This window comes from Paractinoplanes aksuensis (assembly GCF_024137025.1).
GTDB lineage: Bacteria > Actinomycetota > Actinomycetes > Mycobacteriales > Micromonosporaceae > Actinoplanes > Actinoplanes aksuensis.
In genome coordinates this window covers 357,978-373,228 of record NZ_JAMYJR010000002.1, presented here as the reverse complement: position 1 = coordinate 373,228, position 15,251 = coordinate 357,978, and the positions used below count along the sequence as shown (strand labels likewise).

General features: G+C 72.8%; 15 protein-coding genes and 1 riboswitch. Of the genes, 5 read left to right on the top strand and 10 right to left on the bottom strand.

Features of this window, described 5'->3' with window-relative positions; translation table 11 throughout:
• The first annotated feature begins 340 nt into the window (after positions 1-340).
• Genes lnt through M1L60_RS03740 form a run of 3 tightly spaced genes read left to right on the top strand, consistent with a single transcriptional unit; the run spans position 341 to position 3,301 of the window.
• Entirely contained in the window at positions 341-1,939 is a 1,599-nt protein-coding gene (lnt, locus tag M1L60_RS03750; protein ID WP_253235957.1) for an apolipoprotein N-acyltransferase, read from the top strand.
• Positions 1,936-2,724, top strand: a complete 789-nt coding sequence (locus tag M1L60_RS03745) for a polyprenol monophosphomannose synthase (protein WP_253235833.1) — start codon at positions 1,936-1,938, stop codon at positions 2,722-2,724. The genes lnt and M1L60_RS03745 overlap by 4 nt, the downstream gene beginning before the upstream one ends.
• A gap of 49 nt (positions 2,725-2,773) precedes the next feature.
• A complete protein-coding gene (locus M1L60_RS03740; protein WP_253235832.1) occupies positions 2,774-3,301 on the top strand; it encodes an FxsA family protein in 528 nt (175 codons plus the stop codon).
• A gap of 60 nt (positions 3,302-3,361) precedes the next feature.
• Here M1L60_RS03740 and M1L60_RS03735 read toward each other — a convergent pair whose 3' ends face one another.
• The 8 genes from M1L60_RS03735 to M1L60_RS03700 all read right to left on the bottom strand — a co-directional run bounded on the left by M1L60_RS03735 (position 3,362) and on the right by M1L60_RS03700 (position 11,511).
• On the bottom strand, positions 3,362-3,700 hold the full coding sequence (locus M1L60_RS03735) for an RNA polymerase-binding protein RbpA (RefSeq protein ID WP_203809726.1): 339 nt from the start codon (positions 3,698-3,700) through the stop codon (positions 3,362-3,364).
• Positions 3,701-4,048: 348 nt separating this feature from the next.
• Positions 4,049-4,906 carry a hypothetical protein gene (locus M1L60_RS03730; protein ID WP_253235831.1) on the bottom strand — a complete coding sequence of 286 codons (858 nt, stop codon included), beginning with the start codon at positions 4,904-4,906 and terminating at the stop codon, positions 4,049-4,051.
• 125 nt (positions 4,907-5,031) lie between these two features.
• On the bottom strand, positions 5,032-6,162 hold the full coding sequence (locus M1L60_RS03725; protein WP_253235830.1) for a coiled-coil domain-containing protein: 1,131 nt from the start codon (positions 6,160-6,162) through the stop codon (positions 5,032-5,034).
• 438 nt (positions 6,163-6,600) lie between these two features.
• The gene (locus tag M1L60_RS03720; RefSeq protein WP_253235829.1) at positions 6,601-7,395 is read right to left on the bottom strand and encodes an alpha/beta fold hydrolase; all 795 of its coding nucleotides are present in this window, start codon (positions 7,393-7,395) and stop codon (positions 6,601-6,603) included.
• 9 nt (positions 7,396-7,404) lie between these two features.
• Entirely contained in the window at positions 7,405-8,067 is a 663-nt protein-coding gene (locus M1L60_RS03715; protein WP_253235828.1) for an SRPBCC family protein, read from the bottom strand.
• A gap of 2 nt (positions 8,068-8,069) precedes the next feature.
• Entirely contained in the window at positions 8,070-8,327 is a 258-nt protein-coding gene (locus M1L60_RS03710) for a uracil-DNA glycosylase family protein (RefSeq protein WP_253235827.1), read from the bottom strand.
• Positions 8,328-9,192: 865 nt separating this feature from the next.
• Entirely contained in the window at positions 9,193-9,825 is a 633-nt protein-coding gene (locus M1L60_RS03705; RefSeq protein ID WP_253235956.1) for a LysE family translocator, read from the bottom strand.
• Between the two features lie 639 nt (positions 9,826-10,464).
• Complete coding sequence (locus M1L60_RS03700) at positions 10,465-11,511, bottom strand: DUF4037 domain-containing protein (protein ID WP_253235826.1); 1,047 nt, start codon at positions 11,509-11,511, stop codon at positions 10,465-10,467.
• 53 nt (positions 11,512-11,564) lie between these two features.
• Here M1L60_RS03700 and M1L60_RS03695 point away from each other — a divergent pair, with 53 nt between their 5' ends.
• Complete coding sequence (locus M1L60_RS03695; RefSeq protein WP_253235825.1) at positions 11,565-12,578, top strand: phosphotransferase; 1,014 nt, start codon at positions 11,565-11,567, stop codon at positions 12,576-12,578.
• Between the two features lie 50 nt (positions 12,579-12,628).
• On the opposite strand, the gene M1L60_RS03690 is transcribed toward M1L60_RS03695, so the two are convergent.
• Complete coding sequence (locus tag M1L60_RS03690; RefSeq protein ID WP_253235824.1) at positions 12,629-13,399, bottom strand: CbtA family protein; 771 nt, start codon at positions 13,397-13,399, stop codon at positions 12,629-12,631.
• Complete coding sequence (locus M1L60_RS03685; RefSeq protein WP_253235823.1) at positions 13,390-13,593, bottom strand: CbtB domain-containing protein; 204 nt, start codon at positions 13,591-13,593, stop codon at positions 13,390-13,392. Before M1L60_RS03685 ends, M1L60_RS03690 begins: the two co-directional genes overlap by 10 nt.
• A 34-nt stretch (positions 13,594-13,627) precedes the next feature.
• Positions 13,628-13,761: riboswitch (cobalamin riboswitch) on the bottom strand.
• Between the two features lie 80 nt (positions 13,762-13,841).
• On the opposite strand from M1L60_RS03685, the gene mycP reads away from it, so the two are divergent.
• Positions 13,842-15,050, top strand: coding sequence for a type VII secretion-associated serine protease mycosin (gene mycP / locus M1L60_RS03680; RefSeq protein WP_253235822.1), 1,209 nt, complete (start codon positions 13,842-13,844; stop codon positions 15,048-15,050).
• The last annotated feature ends 201 nt before the right edge of the window (positions 15,051-15,251 follow it).

Genomic DNA, 15,251 nt, shown 5'->3' with positions numbered 1-15,251 from the left:
GCAGTCCTCGCAGGGGTCGCGCGTTCAGCCAGGTCCAGGGGGCGGGGGTCGGCGGGGCGACGCGGAGAGATCACGTCCGTGGTGGTTCTCAGGAGGGAACGGGCGCCAGTAGACAACGGCCTGACCCGCGCAGCCGGCGCGGAGCATGCCGGTCCGAAGGCGGTCGCGAACTCCCGGCGGGCCACCGGCCGTGCCCGGGGTGTGGTGCACATGAGGCGCGGTCCCGGGGCGGGACCGCGCTTCTCCGCATCCTGATCAATTGTTCTCTTATCGATGCGGCGCTGCGCCCCGACTGTCCGTTTCCGCTCAGGTCGCGCGAGGTAGCCTCTCGCGCGTGGAGATGACGTTGCAGCCCCCCGCTGCGCCCCAGGTCACGGCGCAGAACTGCGGACCCCGGCCGGTACGCCGCCGGGTCGCGCTGCCGATGGCCGTGCTGGCCGGCCTGGCCCTGCTGCACGCCCTCCCGCCGTACGGTCTGTGGTGGCTCTCCCCGGTCGGTGTGGCCCTGCTCGCGGGGGCGACCCACCGGCGTCGTCTGCGCCGCGCGTTCGGGCTCGGTTCCATCGCCGGTCTGGTGCTGTTCCTGCCGCTGCTGTGGTGGACCACGTTCGCCGGCGGCTGGTTGCCGTGGCTGCTGCTGTCGTTCGCCCAGGCCGCGTTCATGGGCCTGCTGGGCCTGGTCACGGCCTGGCTGTCGCCGTTGCTCGACCGGTGGCGCGCCTTGTGGCCGCTGGTGCTGGGTCTGGCCTGGGTGGCGCAGGAGGCGGCCCGCGACCGCGCCCCGTTCGGCGGCTTCCCGTGGGGGCGGCTCGCCTTCAGCCAGGACGACGGCCCCGCGCTGCGCCTGGCCGCCTACGGGGGCGCCCCGCTGGTCACCTTCGCCGTCGCCGCCGCCGGGGGCGCCCTGATCGCGCTGGCCTGGCGCCCGTGGCGGCCCCTGCGCCCCGGCCCGGCCCTGGGCTTCGCCGTGACGGCGGCCGCGCTGATCGCCGGCCCGCTGCTGGTGCCGGTGGCCCAGCCCGGCGGCGAGACGGCCACCGTGGCAATCGTGCAGGGCAACGTGCCGCGGCTCGGGCTCGACTTCAACGCCCAGCGCCGGGCCGTGCTCGACAACCACGTCACCGCCACCGAGCGGCTCGCCACCGAGGTCGCCGCCGGTCGGCAGAAGCAGCCCGCCCTGGTCGTCTGGCCCGAGAACTCCAGCGACATCGACCCGTTGCGCAACTCCGACGCGGCGGCCGAGATCTCCCGCGCGGCCGACCTGATCAAGGCGCCGATCCTGGTCGGCACCGTGCTGCGCACGGACAAGCCGGGCGACATCAAGAACGCCGGCATCCTGTGGAACCCCGGCACCGGCCCCGACCTCGACCAGACGTACGTGAAACGCCACCCGGTGCCGTTCGCCGAGTACGTGCCGCTGCGCTCGATCGCCCGCATGGTCACCGACAAGGTCGACCTCGTGCGCAACATGCTGGCCGGTGACCACCCCGGCGTCATCGACAGCGGCGCGGTGACCGTCGGCGACGTGATCTGCTTCGAAGTGGCGTACGACGATGTGGTCCGCGACACTGTCACTGGCGGGGCGCAGGTGCTGGCGGTGCAGACCAACAACGCGACCTTCAACGAGGCCGAGGCCCGCCAGCAGCTGGCCATGGTGCGGCTGCGCGCCGTCGAGCACGGCCGGGAGGCGCTGATGGTGTCCACGGTCGGGGTGTCCGCCTTCGCCGGCACGGCCGGTCAGGTGTACGACTCGAGCGGCTTCAACGTCGGCGCGGTGATGGTGCGTGACATGAGGCTGGGCGGAACGACTACGCTAGCGACTCGTTTGGGCCATTGGCCCGAGATGGCGATGGTCGCATTGACGATCGTCGCCATGGCCGGCGCGTATCCGTTGCGGCGCCGCCGGCGTACGACGAACGACGATGCGGAGGCACGGTGAGCGAGGCGGAAGGGTACCCGGGGGTAGGACGGGTCCTGGTGGTGATCCCGACCTACAACGAGGCGGACAACATCCGCCTGATCACCGAGCGGGTGCGCCGCGCGGTGCCCCAGGCCGACATCCTCGTGACCGACGACAGCTCGCCCGACGGCACCGGCGCCATCGCCGACGAGCTGGCGCTGGCCGACGACCACATCTTCGTGCTGCACCGGGCGGGCAAGGAGGGGCTGGGCGCGGCCTACAAGGCCGGTTTCGCCTGGGCCAAGAACAAGGGGTACGACGCGGTCGTCGAGATGGACGCCGACGGCTCCCACGCGCCCGAGGAGCTGTCCCGCCTGCTCGACTCGCTCAAGGACACCGACGCGGTGCTCGGCACCCGCTACATCCCCGGTGGCAGCGTCCGGAACTGGCCGATGCGGCGGCTGCTGCTCTCGCGCGGCGGCAACATCTACATCCGGATGGCCCTGCGCATGCCGTTCAAGGACGCGACCGGTGGCTACCGCGCGTACCGGATGCCCGTTCTCGACGAGATCAACGTCGAAACGGTGGCCTCGACCGGTTACAGCTTCCAGGTCGAGCTGGCCTGGCGCACCTACCAGGCCGGGTTCCGGATCGCCGAGGTGCCGATCACGTTCACCGAGCGCGAACACGGCGTCAGCAAGATGAGCGGCAACATTTTCAAGGAACAGCTGCTCAGAGTCACGTTGTGGGGCGTCCAGGCCCGGCGCGACGCCGTTCGCAAACGGTTCGGCAAGCGGGCCGCCGAGGGTTCGACCTGGCCGTGACCACGCCACCGCGTGTCATGCTTGAGGTCGATTGACACGGAGGGACCGCATGCGTCGTCGAGGCCTGGCCCTGCTACCGCTGCTGCTGCCGGCGCTGGCTGTCGCCGAGATCGTTGTTTTCATCGCCGTGGTGCACGCCATCGGCATCCTGTGGGCCGTCGCGCTGGGCCTGGCGGCCACGGTGACCGGCCTGGCGCTGCTGCGTCGCGAGGGCATGAAGGGCTGGCGCCGCTTCCAGGCCGCCGCCGTCGAGGGGCGCCCGCCGGGCCGTGAGGTCTCCAACAGCCTGGTCGGGCTGTTCGGGTCTCTGCTGCTCGCGGTGCCCGGGTTCGTCTCGTCGGTGGCCGGTCTGATCCTGCTGCTGCCGCCGGGCCGTCAGCTGGCCCGCCACCAGATGGAGCGCTACGCCGAACGCCGCGTGGGTGGCGCTGCCGCGTCCGACCTGTTCGGCGCCCGCCACGTGAAGGTCCACCCCGGCGACCCGATCGTCGTGATCGACGAGGAGCCCCGGCCGGCCCAGCGCATCCCGGCCGCCGCCATCGAGGGCGAGGTCGTCGAGGGCGAAGTGATCCGCTAGCTCCCGGCAGAAACACGAAGGCCGCCCCCGGAACCGGGGACGGCCTTTTGTTGTTACTGGTCAGCGGCCTCGACGGGTGCGGACTTCCTGGAGCCGCTCGTTGAGGATGTCCTCCAGCTCCGAGATCGATCGGCGCTCGAGGAGCATGTCCCAGTGGGTGCGCGGCGGCTTGGCCTTCTTCTGCTCCGGCTCGTTGCCGTCGACCAGACGGGCCACGCTGCCGTCGAACTTGCACTCCCAGGTGACCGGCACCTCGGCGTCGACGGCGAACGGGACCTCGAACTGGTGACCCTTCACGCACAGGTACTCTCGGGTCTGCCGGGGCGCCAGCTCGGTGTTGCGGTCGGACTCGTAGCTGACTGCGCCAAGACGGCTGCCGCGCAGCATGCGTTCGCCCATGGTGGCTTTCCCCTCGCTCGTGGTGCTGCTCTCGTTGATGTAACGAAAGGGGCGGCCGTCGGATTCCTACGGTCGCCGAGACACTGGACCACCGTTGTGACGGCGGTGTTAACGCTACGAGCGTAACCGCCCGCGGCCCTTACCCGGCACCGCGCACCCCCACCGAAGTGGACCTTGGTCCACTTTACGGCCTATGGGTGTTCTCCAGGTGGTGCGATATTGGTCACCCGGTCGGGTAACCCCGTATATCGCCGGGCCCTGGAGCGGTTCCGCGCTGCCCCTCATTCGTCCTCTCGGGTCCGGAGCTGAGAACTCCGGCTTCGGTGGCATTCCCCACTTGTCGGCTGATCATTCGGGGGCGTGCTCGATTCGCCAGTTGCCGGGCGGCAGGGGAGACCCGGAGCCCCGCGGCGGCGGGGGCTGTCGGTCGCCGCGCAGGGCGTCGGCCTTGGTTGCCGCGGCGGTGGCCATCCGGCGGAACGACTCGAGCCGGTGGGCATTGGCGCGGACCGCGTCGACCTGCTTCACGGCCAGCACGCCGCCCAGCTGCTCGGCGTATCGCACTTGGGCCTTGCAACGGGCGTCGGCGACGGCGGTGGGCTTCTCGTCGGCGTGCGGCTCGGCGCGCCACCAGCGGGGGTCGGCCTCGGCGTCGCGCGGACGGGGGTACCGGTTGTCCATGCACTCGCTCCAGCGCCGGGTGACGGCGGCCGAGCGGGGATCGGCGTACGTCTGCTCGACGGTCTGGTCGGCGAGGTGTTCGAGCCATCGGAACTCGTCGGCGGCCCAGCCCAGGGTCTGGTAGGCCTGGCCGAGGCAGTCGTCGAGGCCCCACCGGGCCGTCGGGGGCGAGGTGGCGTGCCAGTGATAGCCGACCGAGGCGGCCAGGTCCACGTCGTCGAGGCCGAACCGGTGCGAGCGGTCGCGCAGCAGGTCGAACTCGTTGCGCCCGCCGCCGCGCCAGTCCACGCCCCGGCTCAGCATGCAGGCGCGGGCGAGGCGCTTGACCACAGTGTCGAGGTCGTTGGCCTGAGCCGGCCGCACCATGAACTGATCCAACGCGTACGCCTCGACCCGCGCCACCGGCGTCGGCAGCGTCACCGGCCTCCCGGTCGGGACCGGCCCGGTCACGTCACGCCCGCTCGTGCACCCGCCGGCCACCACGGCCACCAGCACAGCCAGCGGCACCAGACGCCGACCTCGCACCCCGCCACCTCCCGCTGGTCCCATCCGCCGTGCTCACCGCCGCTCGGCTGTCGAGCAATGTACCGGCGTGACGGCGCCCCGCCATCCCGCCACCGGGTGATGTGGACACTCCACCCAGCCGACGGTCAGGCGCGGGTGTCGGCCGGGGTGGGCTGGGACGGTGGGGTGGGGGTGGGGCGGGTGCCCAGGCTGGCCAGGGCCGAGGCGAGGTCGCTGACCTGGGTGGAGAGTTGAGCGGCCCGGGTCTGGGCAGCTTCGGCCTCGGCCTGGGCGGCGGCCAGACGGCGTTCGAGGTCGGCGCGGTCGCGGGTGGCGCGCTCCAAGTCCTCGCGCGTCCGCAGCAGGGCGTCGCGTTCCGACACGGCGGCGGCCAGGTCGCGGCGCACCTGGGCCAGGTCGGCGTCGGACGCTTGCTGTGCGGCCGCGGCCTCCCGGCGTACCTGCTGCAGGGTCTGGTCGGCGGCGTCGCGCTGCTCGGTCAGCTCGCGCCGGGCGGCGGCCAGGTCCGACTCGGCCTGCTTGGTGTCGGCCCGGGCGGCGTCACGTTCGCGGCGTAGCTCTTCGCCGCGGGTGGCGGCGGTCTCGGCGTCGCGCAGGGCCGAGGCCAGCTCACGCTCGGTCGCTTCCCGGTCCCGGCGTACGTCGGCGATCTCGCCCCGGGCCGTGCCGAGCTCGTCGCGGGCCGCGTCCCGGTCCGCTTCCGCACGCTCCTTGAGAGCGACCGCAGCGGTGGCCGCACGCTGGGCTTCCTCGCGGTCGGCCTGGGCCTCCGCGGCCCGCTCGGCCGAGCTGCGCGACGCCTGCTCCGATTCCTCGGCCCGCCGGAGCGCCTCGTCGCGCTCGGCCACGGCCGCCGAGGCGAGCTGCTGGGCGGTAGCGGTCTCGGCCACCGACCGCTCTGCGTCACGACGGGCGTCATCGCGCTCGGTGTGCGCGGCCGCGATCTGCCCCGACGTTTCGGCCCGGATCTCGGCCACCTGCCGCTCGACTCCCGCCGGCGACAGTTCGGAGTGCAGAGCCTCGGTCAGCGAGGCCGCGAGCTGGTCGAGGCGGTCGACAACTTCCCAGGTCCGCGCGACCTGCCCCGCCAGCCCGGGGGAGGACCGGTGCCGCATCCGGACATTGCGCGAGGCCCGCTGGCACTCGCCGTCGTTGTCCCGGCAGTACCGGAAGGGCCGCCCCGCGGAAGCCCGCTGCGGCACCGGCCGTCCACAGTGCGCGCAGGGCTTGGTCTCGACATCGTCGTTCTCGTTCATCGCAAGGTCACCCTAGGCGCGCCACCCCGCCCAACCCCGCCACGACACGGGTGATCTCCCACAGCCATCATCCTAGGATGCCGTAGCGGGTGTGCGCCCGCCCACCGTGCCACGCTCGGACAAACCTCAATGAATCAACAGCGACCTCAGAAAACCTCGAAGCCAAGCAGCCGAAACCGGCCGACAGCACCCGCTGACGTCAACCGCAATCGGCCCGCCGCCCAAGTTGTACTGCGGCCCACGCCGGCCCGCGGCCACGTCGCCCATGTCGGCCCGCGGCCCACGCCGGCCCGCGGCCCACGTTGCCCATGTCGGCCTGCGGCTTACGCCGGCCTGCGGCTTACGCCGGCCTGCGGCCAATGTCAGCCTGCGGCCCACGCCTGGCTGCCGTTTACGTTCGGCAAGCGGGCCGCGGCCTGGGGCCAGGTGGCCTGGGGGTCAGGCGGCCAGGAATTGTTTGATCGCGGGGGCCAGGGCGGGGGCCTTGATGATGTGGGTCTGGCCGGGGATCGTGCGGTACTCGGCCTTGGGCAGGGCTTGGCTGAGGGCGCGAGCCGCGTTGCGCATGTACTGGGGGCTCTTGCCGCCGTCCAGCACCAGGGTGGGGGCGGCGGCCGAGGCCCAGCGAGCCGGGTCGAGCGGGACGCCGCGACTGGTGTCGCCGAGGATGTGCAGGTCGTAGGGCAGGGTGGAAGCGAGGGCCTTGAGCTTCTTCCAGTTCGGAGTGAGTTTCATGATCTGCACGATGGGGGTGGGCACTCCCACGTCCCGGAAGAAGGTCGTCAGGGCGGCGGACGTGTCGCCGCGGGCGATCATCGACTCGATGTCGCTGGTGAAGGTGGCCGGGCGGGCCGGCCGGGTGGCGTCGACGATGAACGGCGGCTCGTAGAGCACGGCGCGGGTGAAGCCGGGCAACCGGCTGGCGGCGTCGGCCGCGAGCACGGCGCCGGAGGAGGCCCCGAACACGTACGCCTGGCCGCCGGTCACCTCGAGCAGGGCGGCCAGGTCGTCGATCTCGCGGTCGGGTGACCAGGGCTGGGTGTTGCCGCTGTCGCCGCGGCCACGCCGGTCGTACAGATGGACCGTGAAGCTGTCGTCGAGCGCCGCGGCCAGGGCGCGGGCGGGGCCGAAGGCGCGGTGGCACAGGCTGCCGTCGACGAGCACGAGGGCCGGGCCGCGGCCGGTGGTCTCGTAGGCGATGGTGGTGCCGTCGGCGGAGGTCACAGTGGGCACGGGTGCTCCTCAGGGGGCGGGTGGGAAGATCACGTGCGCGGCGACCATGGATCCGTGGAAGCCGCGGATGTAGCGGAAAAGGCCTTCCGGCGTACGGAGGGCGAGCGCGTGCGGGCCGGCGAAGTAGACCGTACCGCCGTCGCCGGTGACGTCGCCCGGTTTCGGTGTGGCGCTCAGGCCGAGGGTGTCGTGCAGGTCGTTCCACGCCCCCGGCCAGTCGTCGATCGGTGGCCCGAAGGTGGTGTCGGGCGTCCCGGTTCGACCGGCGAAGTGGCGGAGGTGTTCGACGAGGGTGGCGAAGAACAGCGACAGGCCGTGCGACATCGCCTCGTACTCGTCGGCCCAGTCGTCGCCGGGCAGGAACCCGCTGCTGACGGCGCGCAGCACGGTGGCCGACCGGTCGCGGCCCTCGACGAGGAACTCGAAGGCCTGAAAGCGTCCGTCGGGCGCGGTCGCCGTCCGGAAGGCGAAGTGTCCGGGCTCGTCGGCCGTGGTGATCTCGGCCGGGGGCATAGTGCCACTGCCGAAGGCCGTCCGCACGGTGGAGTCGTCGATGTCGGTCCGTCCGATGTACCACGAGGACAGTCCGGGGCCGGTTGCCACCGCGGCCCAGACCTGTTCGGGATCGGCCGGCACGGTCACCTCGACGCCGATCTCGTACTCCTTGCCCATGATCAGACCCCTCCGCCGTCGCGTTCGGCGGCCGGCTCCGTGCGGGGTGGGGGTGCGGCGGAGTCGAGGGCCGGGTGGACGGCCACGACGAGGCGGTGTTTGCGGCCCTTCTCGCTGTGGTGACGGCCGACCAGCTCGGTGACCGCCGCGGTGAGGTCGTCGGCGAAGGCGGCCCGCTCGGCCGGGCCGGCGAAACGTATCTCCGCGTCGATGGCGAACGTGGCCACCCGCTGCTGGGCCCGCGCGCTGCCGGTGATCAAGGATCCGACCTCGCGCCAGCCGGGCGGCGAGAGCGAGCAGCCAGCTCGCGGAGAGCCGGTCGGGCGCCCGCCCGGGATCGGGCGCGACCGCGGACATCGCGGTGGGCGAGATGACGTACGAGGCGGCGGTGGCCTGCATCATCCGTTCGGTGACGTTGCCCTTGCGCCTCTCCTCGACGAGCCGGACGAGCCCGTGCTGCTCCAGCGCCCGCAGGTGGTAGTTGACTTTTTGCCGGGGCAGCCCGATTCTGCTCGCCAGCATGGCGGCCGAGCTCGGTTCGACCAGTGCGGCCAACAGCCGGCTGCGGATCGGGTCGAGCGACACCTCGGCCACAGCCGCATCCTCGATGACAGCGACGTTCTCCATACCGCCCACCCTGTCACCGAAACAAACATTGTCCAGGCAGCAATCCTTGTCGGTGGTCGGTGGTCGGTGGTCGGTGGTCGGTGGTCGGTGGTCGGTGGTCGTTGGGCCGGCGAGCGATACGCTTCGGCGGCCGTCGGCCCCTCTAACGCGCAATCGTTCAGCCACCGACCGACCCGCTGGTCAGGGTGAACCCGGGCGCTGCTCGTCGGCCAGGCCGTCCGGGTCAGCGGGCCCCGGTGGCGAGGCGGACGCCGAAGGCGACGATGACCAGGCCCGTGACGCCGCTGAGCGGCGGCGGCGCAGTTCGGTCGGGAGGACGATGACCACGCCCGTGACGCCGCTGAGCGGCGGCGGCGCAGTTCGGTCGGGAGGACGATGAGCGCGATCAGGACGCCCGCGCCGCCCACGCGACGACGCCGTCGAGAGAAGCGCCGGCGCGCAGGCGGCGGGCGGTGGCGACCAGGACCGGGCGCTGCTCCTCGGCCCGGCCGTGCCGGGTCAGCGGGCCTCGGTGGCGAGGCGGACGCCGAAGGCGACGATGACCACGCCGGTGACGCGGTCGAGGAGGCGTCGGGCGCGTGGGCGGCTGAGCAGGGTGCGCAGGCGGCGAGCGGTGGCGACCAGGACCGTGGACCACAGCAGGCCGAGGGCGACGTGCACGCCGGCCAGCAGGATGCCGTAGAACAGGGGTGTCGCGCCGGCCGGGATGAACTGGGGGAGCAGGGCCATGTAGAAGGCGCCGACCTTGGGGTTGAGCAGGTTGGTGAGCAGCCCGCGGCGCCAGCCGGTGACAAAACCGGCGGTATCGGCCAGGGCCGGCTCGCCGTCGCCCTGCGGTTCCCGGCGCCAGGAGGACCAGAGCATGCGGGCGCCCATCCACACCAGGTAGGCGACACCGGCCCAGCGGACCACTTCATAGGCGACGTGGGATGCGGTCAGCAGCGCAGTGATGCCGGCCGAAGCGAGGACGCCCCAGACGAGCGTGCCGGTCTGGATGCCCAGCACTACGCCCCAGGCCTGCCGGGCCGACCGGATCGAGGCAGTGCGCAGGATGAGCGCGGTGTCGAGGCCGGGAGTCAGCGTGAGCAGACCCACGACCAGCACGAAGGACCACAGCGCGGCAATCGTCATCACCTTCGGAACCTATCCGGCCCACCCACCTGCCCTCCGACCCGTTCCCGGGCCGTGGGACGCCGTCCCCCGGACACGGCCAGGCAAGCCTCAGCCAACCAGCCCGACTGCGTGCCGATGACGCCGCGAGGTGGGCGCCTGGCTGCGGGAGCGGGCCGACCGCGACTCGGGCATCCCCGACCCGGTCGACGGCCCGCCGCCGCTGGACGGGGCCGAGTTCGCGGCGCTGCTCGACCTGGCCGTCCGGATCTGGCCGCAGGACCGCGCGGCCGCGCTCCGCCCGCTGCCGGCCACCGGCGACCTGCCGCCGGCGGCCGGGGCCGCCGAGCGTCGCGCGGACCGCGACGCGTTGGCGGCGCAGGTGGCCGACCTCGCCGTCTGGCCGTCGAAACAGCCCGGGACGAGAACAGACGCGACGTGGCGCCGCTCCAGCCGCGCGGGCCCGGACCAGCCGCGCGGGCCCGGCCCAACCGCGCGGGCCCGGACCAGCCGCGCGGCCCGCACCAACCGCGCAGCGTTGCTGCTGCCGTGCGGGGCCCGAAGCAGCTGTTTCGGGCGGGCGACCCCGCACCGCAGCCGCGTGTCGCCGCTTGAGCCTGTGTGTGCACTGGGGCGGGTGCGCCGGACGAAGAGCGGGTGTCAGGGGCCGGCGGCGGCTGCGGTTACGGCTCGGCAGGTGGGTGGGTCGGTCAGCAGGGTTGTGTTGTCGGTTATCTGGTCGATGGAGCCGGTCAGGGGGCGGGCGCGCAGGGTGGGGTCGGTGATGGCGGCGCGCAGGGACTGGGCGTAGCGGTCGCCGCCGATCACCTGGTAGTCGCGGTCATGGAAGGGGCGGCGGGTGGGTGGTTGCTCGGGGGACAGGCCGAGGAGGTTTTGTTTGCCGGCGGCGACCTCGAGGGCTGTGCACAGCGCGTCTTCGCGGGTGGGGGCGTCGTCGGCGGTCAGGGCGGCCGTGAGGTGCCACGCGGTCGGGCCGGGTGGCAGGGCGGACATCAGCCACTTCGAGTAGGGCGGCCAGCGCCGGGACTGCAGCAGGTCGAGGCGGGCGATCTCGCGGCACAGCCGGGCGGCGAGGACGCGGGCGCCGCGGTCGTCGCCGGCCTCGGCGGCTCGGGCCGGGAACGGTTCTTCCTCGGCGATCCGTTGCCACTGGGCGGCCAGCACGTAGCGCCAGAGGTCGGCCGGATACCAGCGCACGGTTTCGCGTACGCGGGAAAGGATCTGGCCCGGATCGTGGAAGACCGCGCCGCCGGTCAGCTCGGCGAAGCGTTGCCAGGGGGTGGCCAGCCAGTCGAACGGGGTGAGGCCGCCGATCGGGTCGAAGCCGAGCTGGTCGTGGCACCAGCGCGGGAACGAGGCGATCGTGACGTAGTGGTCGACCGGGCCGTCGGTGGGGGCCATCGTGCGGACCCGGGCGCCCGGCGGCTCGAAGTGGGTGGAGAAGCCGCGGAAGGTCTTCGGCAGCTGCCGGCTGAGCCGGGTGCTGAGGTCGCCGGTGTCGTCGTCGACGAACAGTTCGAGGCGGGGACCCCAGTCGTGGTCGGCGGAACGGGGCGTGTCGAAGCCGAGCACGTCGGAGCCGGGGCCGAGGCGGGCGGCGGCGTGGGGGCGGGAGCCGAGCAGTGGGCGGACCGCCTCGGTGTAGAAGAGGCGGGCGAGTTCGACGCCGGGCAGGAATGCGGTCATGGCGAGGAAGGTAGCGGGCCGCTCCGACAGTTTCCGGCCATTAAGGTCGGCCTGTGGAAAACCTGCTCCGTCCCGGATGGACCGTCGAAGAACTTGTCCACAGCACGGCGAACGAAGTGACCGGGGGAGTGTGGCGGGTCTACCGTGACGGCGGCACCGCGATCCTCAAGATCGCGACGCCGCGGCGCGAGGGCGCGGCCGACCATCTGGCGGCCAGTGACGATCCGGGTCACTTCAACTACTGGCGGCGGGAGCCGGCGGCGTACGCGTCGGGGTTCGCCGCGACGGCGCTGCCGGGCCTGCCCGGGCCCGAGTTGTACGAGGAGGTGGAATGTCCCGACGGTTCGGTGGCGATGTGGCTGGAGGACGTGACCGGCACTGCCGGACCTGCCGGCGACGTGAAGCAGCTGGGCGACGTGGCGGCCCGGCTGGGTGGCGCGCACGCGCGCTGGCTGGGCCGGACGCCGGCGGAGCCGTGGCTGGCCCGGGACTGGCTGCGCGACTACACGACGGCGAACGCGTTCCCCGCCGAACTCGACTGGGACCATCCGGTGGTGGCGGCGGTGTGGGAGCCGGCCCTGCGGGCGAGTCTGCGCCGGTTGTGGGAGCGGCAGTCCGACATCCTGGCCCGGGCCGACGAGCTTCCGCGGACGCTGTGCCACCACGACGTCTGGCCGATGAACCTGATTTTCGCGGCGCGCGGTCCGGTGCTGCTGGACTGGGCGTACGCGGGGCCGGGGGCGATCGGCGAGGACCCGGCGAACCTGGCCCTGGACACGTTCTTCGACGGGCTGTTCGACATCGCGTTGCTCGACGAGGTGCTGGCCGTGGTGGCCGAGCAGTACCGGCGGGGGCTCGACGGCGCGGTCGACGACGAGACGGTCCGCCGCGCGATCAGGACCTGCGGCGCCGCGAAGTACTTCTGGCTGGCGCCGCGGATGGTGACGGCCGCGATGAGCGGTGGCGGTCGCAAGGCCGGCTACGACCGGCGCGGCCTCGAAGACATGCTGGCCGGCCGGGCGCCGGTGCTGAGGGTGGTCGCCCGCTGGGCCGACGAGATGCTGTGAAGGTGCGCGCCGAGGACGACGCGCACCTTCGATCAAGCGATGCCCGCCGGTCAGGCGGTGGCGACAAACTCCCGCTCGGGCCGGCCGGCCGGTCGGCGGCCCAGCGACAGCAGCGCGGCGAACGCAATGCCGAGCACGACCCACAGCACAGCCTGGGTGCCGAGCGAGGCCAGCCGGAACGACCACAGCAGGTCGGGCGGGAACGTCTCGGGCACCTCGTTGATGTTGGGCAGCAGCGCGTACCCGATCACCACGACGACCAGGAAGCCGAGCACGGCGGCCGCCGCTTTGCGCCACTCGGTGGGCTGGGTGCGTTGCGCCACCACGGCGGCCCAGACCGCGACCAGCCCGATGACCACGATGGCCAGGTAGCTGATCGTTCTCTGGTTGATCGTCTCGGGGTCGCCGACGGCCGGTGGGTTCGGCGGATATTTGACGTACGGGACCAGCACCACCCCGAGCAGGGCCGCGCCGGCCAGGCTCAGGGCCGCGCGGGTGTCGCTCGGCGTGCGCAGGCGGCGGCGCAGCAGCGTGTACGCGACGGCGAGCAGTCCGCCCATGGCCGCGCCGTACAGGCCGGTGGCCAGGAACAGCCCGCCCTTCTGGCCGTCGCGGCTGACGAGCGGTTCCTCCTCGGGGCCGGCGTCGGCGGCGGGGGCCGGTGCGGCCGCCTCCTCGATGGCGATGGCTGCGTCGACCTTGGGCTCGCCGAAGCCGTACGAGAAGAAGCCGGCCAGCAGACCGGCGATGAGACCTGCGAGCAGGCCCCGGAGCAGCAGGGCGCCGAACGTGGGCGCCTTCGAACCGTCGGTCAGTGGCACGGGACGCCGAGCAGGTGGCGACCGTCGTGCATGAGCTCGTGCAGGTACATGCCGCTCTGCGACACCGCACCCTGGTCGAACGCGACCAGATAGGTGATCAGCAGCATGAATGCGACAACGGCGAGAGCCGTCCAGAGCAGCCGCGGAGAGACAGCGGGGGTGCTCACGTGGCCTGCGGTCGTGGCCTTGGGCATGGCAGGAACCTCCTTGCGGGATGACGCGTCCCGAATGACAGGCTGCGACGGGTGAGCGTCCTGACTCACGAAGGCCGGGGCCCTCGTTCACAGTGGCGCGACCGCACCGGATTCCCACCGGTTTCTCTCACGGCGCCGCAGATGGTGCCCACAACCTAACTGTGTGGAAGCTGAACGCACAACAGGAACTGTCGCACCCCCTCGATACCATCCATGCGAATCGTTGCCACAGGCTTCGGAGGTGCTCGATGGGCAGGCGTCGGCTGGTCGCCGCCGTGGTGGTTCTCGCCGCGGTGCTGACGGTCCCCGCGCCGGCCCGCGCGGCCGTCATCTGTGAGCAGCCGGGTGCGGCGGCGCCGGTCGCCGCGGGGGTGCCGACCGAGGATCAGGTGTACGACCCCAAGCGGCTGGCCGGGTTCGCCACGGGCGCGGGGGTGCGGGTCGCCGTGATCGACTCCGGGGTCGACGCCGAGCATCCCCAGCTGCGCGGACGGGTCGAGCAGGGCGCCGACTTCCTGCACGGTGAGGATTCCGGGCGGCAGGATTGCGCCGGGCACGGCACCGCGGTCGCGAGCATCATCGGGGCCTCGCCGGCGACCGATACCGGGTTCCAGGGGCTGGCCCCCGACGCGGTCATCGTCCCGGTGCGGATCAGCGAGCAGCTCGAGATCGGCGACGACGTGGTGGGCGACCGCGGGTCCCCGGCCCAGTTCGCCGACGCGATCGACTGGGCGGTCGACGAGGGCGAGGCCGACGTGATCAACCTCTCGCTGGTGATGACCGAGGACAACGATGCGGTGCAGGCCGCGGTGGCCCGGGCGATCGCGGCCGGCGTCGTCGTGGTGGCGGCGGTCGGCAACAAGGGCAGGCCCGAGGACGGCAACCCCGACCCGTTCCCGGCGAAGTACTCGGGGGTGATCGGGGTCGGGGCGATCACCAGCAGCGGCGTCCGGGCGTCGTTCTCCCAGCGCGGCACCTACGTCGACCTGGTGGCGATCGGCGAGCCCGTCACCGCGGCCAACCGGGTGTCGGGGCACACCACGGTCAGCGGCACGAGCTTCGCCACGCCGTTCGTGTCGGCGACGGCGGCCCTGCTCAAGCAGCGCTTCCCGGCGATCACGCCGGCCCAGGTGCGCCAGCGGATCGTGGCCACGGCCGACCCGGTCCCCGGTGGGCCGTCCAGTCCCGAGTACGGGCGGGGGGCGCTCAATCCGTATCGGGCGCTCACCGCGACGCTCGACACCGAGGGCCGCGCCGAGCCGGCGCCCGAGCGGGTGGGCGCCAACGACCCGGCCGCGGTGGCGCTGGCCGCCCGGCGCGACCAGTCCCAGCGCAACGCCTTATTGTTCGCCGCCATCGGCGCCGGCGTCGTGCTGCTGCTCGGCATCGTGGCCGTCGTCGTCCGCTCCGGCCGCCGCCGCGCCTGGAACCCCGCCGGCCCCGGCCCCACCGACTGACGCCCCCGCACCCGCCGCGGTTCCAGCGCCACGCACGCCGTCGTCCGAGCGCTCCGCTCCGGCTGCGGTTGGAGCGCCGCCCTGCGCCCGCACGCCGCCGTCCGAGCGCCGGTCGGCCCAGAGCCCCGGTCGGCCCAGAGCGCCGGTCGGCCCGGAACGGCGGCCTACGGTCTGAGTGACCGGCATCCGCGGGTTGTTCAG

Bases quoted from the DNA above. Each gene is read 5' to 3' on its own strand.
- M1L60_RS03735 (WP_203809726.1), bottom strand. From the start codon at position 3,700: ATGGGCGAACGCATGCTGCGCGGCAGCCGTCTTGGCGCAGTCAGCTAC.
- M1L60_RS03685 (WP_253235823.1), bottom strand. From the start codon at position 13,593: ATGCCCAAGGCCACGACCGCAGGCCACGTGAGCACCCCCGCTGTCTCT.
- M1L60_RS03705 (WP_253235956.1), bottom strand. From the start codon at position 9,825: ATGACGATTGCCGCGCTGTGGTCCTTCGTGCTGGTCGTGGGTCTGCTC.
- mycP (WP_253235822.1), top strand. From the start codon at position 13,842: ATGGGCAGGCGTCGGCTGGTCGCCGCCGTGGTGGTTCTCGCCGCGGTG.
- M1L60_RS03715 (WP_253235828.1), bottom strand. From the start codon at position 8,067: ATGGGCAAGGAGTACGAGATCGGCGTCGAGGTGACCGTGCCGGCCGAT.
- lnt (WP_253235957.1), top strand. From the start codon at position 341: ATGACGTTGCAGCCCCCCGCTGCGCCCCAGGTCACGGCGCAGAACTGC.
- M1L60_RS03700 (WP_253235826.1), bottom strand. From the start codon at position 11,511: ATGACCGCATTCCTGCCCGGCGTCGAACTCGCCCGCCTCTTCTACACC.
- M1L60_RS03725 (WP_253235830.1), bottom strand. From the start codon at position 6,162: ATGAACGAGAACGACGATGTCGAGACCAAGCCCTGCGCGCACTGTGGA.
- M1L60_RS03740 (WP_253235832.1), top strand. From the start codon at position 2,774: ATGCGTCGTCGAGGCCTGGCCCTGCTACCGCTGCTGCTGCCGGCGCTG.